This window comes from uncultured Thiodictyon sp. (genome assembly GCF_903828115.1).
GTDB lineage: Bacteria > Pseudomonadota > Gammaproteobacteria > Chromatiales > Chromatiaceae > Thiodictyon.
In genome coordinates this window covers 1-3,148 of record NZ_CAIKKU010000696.1, presented here as the reverse complement: position 1 = coordinate 3,148, position 3,148 = coordinate 1, and the positions used below count along the sequence as shown (strand labels likewise).

The following is a 3,148-nucleotide window of genomic DNA, read 5'->3' as shown; positions in this document are numbered from 1 at the left end:
TGGAGCGTGGGAACGAGAAGAAAAAAATGCGCGGCGGCGCTTCGCGCCGCGACGACCGCCGCCGGGGGCGGCGGTCAGTGAGCAGAAGATCAGTGATCAGTGTTCAGTGGTCCAGTGTGCAGAGGAATGGGGCTCGCGCACACCAGACGAAAGCCAACGGCATCGAGGCGGACGCCTGGGAAGTTCCGGTTGCGGAGGACCGCGCGCGCGCTGGCTGGATCGCTGCCCCAAGACCCGCCGCGCAAAGAACGGCCTGCATCGCCAGACGGGCCGGTATCGTCCGGGTCCGCGTACTTGTTGAGGCACCACTCCCAGACATTGCCGGCGCAGTCGAGCAGCCCCGATGGGGAGGCGCCTTGGGGGTAGAGGCCGACCGCGGTGGTCTGCCCCTGGTTGTGTGGGCCGTCCTTGCGGGAGGTTTCATCGACGTTGGCATGGCCGACCCGGTACCCGTCGCCCCAGGGGTATTCCCACCCGGTCCCCGCGCGCACGGCCCCTTCCCACTCCGCCTCAGTCGGCAGGCGAATCTCGTCCCCCGCGGCGATCAGGCCCGCCGCCCGGTAGCGGGCGCTGAGCCAGCGGCAGTAGGCCATGGCCTCGACCCAGGCGACCGCGACGCGCGGCCGGTTGGGCTGGGGCCAGGGGGAGGGCAGGGGCTCCGGCGCCTTCATGCCTTGCCACCACTGCGGGTTACCATAGTCCGGGGCCTGGGTGAAGGCCAGGTACTGGGCGTTGGTCACCGGGTAACGGGCGATGCGCTCGACCCGGCCGATGGCCCCGCGCCCGACGCCCCTGAGTGCACGGCCGATCCGCGCCAGGAGACCGGGGCTGCGCCGATCCGTGGCGACGCGGCCCGGCGCCTGCCCGGCGAGGGTCTCCGGCGCGACCGGCACCCAGTCGATCGCCGACAGTCCGTCCGGGCGCAGCCCGACCCCGGGCCGGTCGTCGCCCAGCGCGGCCAGCAGGTCGCCGATCCCGGGCTGGCGGCGGTGCCAGCTCAGGGCGTCCTCAGTGCCCAGCAGGGTGAGCGCCTCGGTCAGCCCGGCGCGCAGCCAGGCGGCCAACTCCGGCCCTTGCTCCAAGACCCAGCGGCCCAGGGCCTCGCTGGTCTCCCAGGTCCGCCCGGGCCTGGTCAGACCGGCCAGCAGGGGCAGCGCCGCCAAAGCCCCGTCCTGCCCATGGCGGCCGAAGGCCTCCAGCGTCAGGCCGCCCAGGTCCGCCGGGTCGTCCTGGGCGAGGAACCAGGCGATGCGCTCCTCCCGGCGCAGGTCCTCCCAGAGCCCGGCCGCGGCGAGCCGGGTGCGGACCTCGGCCAGCAGTTCCGGATGGGGCAGCAGGTGGTCCGGGCGCCCGCGCTCGTCCCAGCGGGCGGCGTCGCGGCGCACCTCGTCGCGGCGGATCAGGGCCTCGCGCCGGGTGCGGATCCAGACCGCCAGGCGCGGCCATTCGCGCAGCAGGGCCTCGTGGGCGACCTCCACCGTCGCCTGGCCGCCCTGTTCGCCGCAGACCAGCAGGCGCACGGCGTCCCGCGGGCGGTCGGCGTCGCGGGAGAAGACCTCGATCAGGCGGCGCTCCACACTGTCCGGCGGCCACCGGTCGAGCGGTACCCGGCGGCGGGTGGCGGCCCCGGTCTCGGCGTCCACATGGATCAATTGGCCGAAGACCCGCGGCAGGGCCGCGCGGCCGTGCGGCCACAGCAGGGCCAGGCCGCGTCGGCTGAGGACGCCGCTACTAAAAACCTATGAAAATCTCACAGGTCTGTATACGCCGTCACTGCCGCTGCCATGAAAGGATTCAAGGTCTTACGCGACTCTTGCGTACGGATTAACGTCCAGCCGTAACGTGTCTGGACGGTCTTTGCAGACGATATCAGTATAGCCGAACAGCCAGTTTGCATCAACGATCTGTAGAAATAACAGTAAATTTTTATAGATAAACAGAGATTTCAGTAAACAGTTATAAGCCCTTGATACCGCCGACGGCCCGGGCGTAGTGGTCGAGCCGCAGGGTCCCCGCGTCCTTGCCGGCGAGCCAGGTATCCTGCAGGGCCGCGGCCAGCAGCGCCAGGCCGCCGGGCTCGCGGTCCGCCTCGGCAACCAGTTGCTCGGTCAGGGCGGGCTCGACGGCCAGTCCCACCGCCTGGGCCGGGCCCTCGATCATGCGCGCCAGGGCGAGCGGCCCGGGGGCGCCGACATAATAGGTCCCGCCGCCGTTGAGCACCGCGCACAGCCCGGGGTGGGCGATGACCTGGGGCTGGAAGTCCGCCCGCAGGGTGGCGATGACCCGGAAGCCCGGTTCGGCCGCGGCCCGCAGCAGCAGGGCGATGAAGGCGTCGCGGTGCGCCTCGGCCCCCGGGGTGAAGACCTCCTCGAATTGGTCCAGGATCAACAGCCAGGCGGGGCGGCCGTTCAGCAGCCGGTGCAGGAAGCCGGGGAAGGCGGCCGGGTCGGTACGCAGCCGTTCGGCCTCCTCCCGCGCGCGCAGGCGCCCGTCCTGCCAGTGTCCGGCGACGCTGTTGACCAGGTCTCGGGTTCACGGCCAAAGAAGAGTTCGGCCAGCCCCGGGTCCCGGCCCCAGTCGTAGGCCATGAGACCGGGGTAGGGGGCGCCCGCGCGCGCGACCCGGGGCGGCGGGTCGCAGCCGAAGAAGCGGGCCAGGACGGCGCTGCGCGCGGCCGTGTCGGGGTTGCCGTGCTCCCCGCGGGTGCGCAGTTCGCGCAGCAGGGCGCAGACGGGGTGGGTGCCGTCGGCGAGCGCCGCGTAGCCGTGGTGCTGGAGGCGCGTCACCAGTTCACAGGCGACCGTCAGGGGCTGACCGTCGTGCCGGAAGTCGGCCAGCGCCGGGTGGCCCGCCAGGGCGAACTCCAGCAAGGCGCGCCGGTCGCGCTCCTGCTGCCAGAGCGGGAGGCCCGCCAGCAGGTCGCGCAGGGTCTCGGCTACGGGCAGGTCGGCGTGGCCCTGGCTAGGCATGGTCGCGGCGGGTCATTGGCTCGGGATCACAGGTGGAAATCCAAGGCGTCGGCACCAGGAGAGTCTAAGGCTCAACCCCACCGGAGTCCAGGGCTTGCGCCTTGGAGGGGGCGAGCGAGGTCGAGGCCTTACCGTGACAGTCGCGCAGCGACGCTGTGGGAGCGGCTTCAGCCGCGACG

3 protein-coding genes are annotated in these 3,148 nt (G+C 72.0%); all 3 read right to left on the bottom strand.

What is annotated here, in order from left to right; all coding sequences use genetic code 11:
• Positions 1-89: 89 nt before the first annotated feature.
• Positions 90-1,697, bottom strand: coding sequence for a formylglycine-generating enzyme family protein (locus QZY48_RS26320; RefSeq protein ID WP_366929786.1), 1,608 nt, complete (start codon positions 1,695-1,697; stop codon positions 90-92).
• A 259-nt stretch (positions 1,698-1,956) separates the two neighbouring features.
• Positions 1,957-2,424: a hypothetical protein gene (locus tag QZY48_RS26315; RefSeq protein ID WP_366929785.1), complete on the bottom strand. Its 468-nt coding sequence runs from the start codon at positions 2,422-2,424 to the stop codon at positions 1,957-1,959.
• Positions 2,409-2,969: a hypothetical protein gene (locus QZY48_RS26310; RefSeq protein WP_295436498.1), complete on the bottom strand. Its 561-nt coding sequence runs from the start codon at positions 2,967-2,969 to the stop codon at positions 2,409-2,411. Before QZY48_RS26310 ends, QZY48_RS26315 begins: the two co-directional genes overlap by 16 nt.
• Between the last annotated feature and the right edge of the window lie 179 nt (positions 2,970-3,148).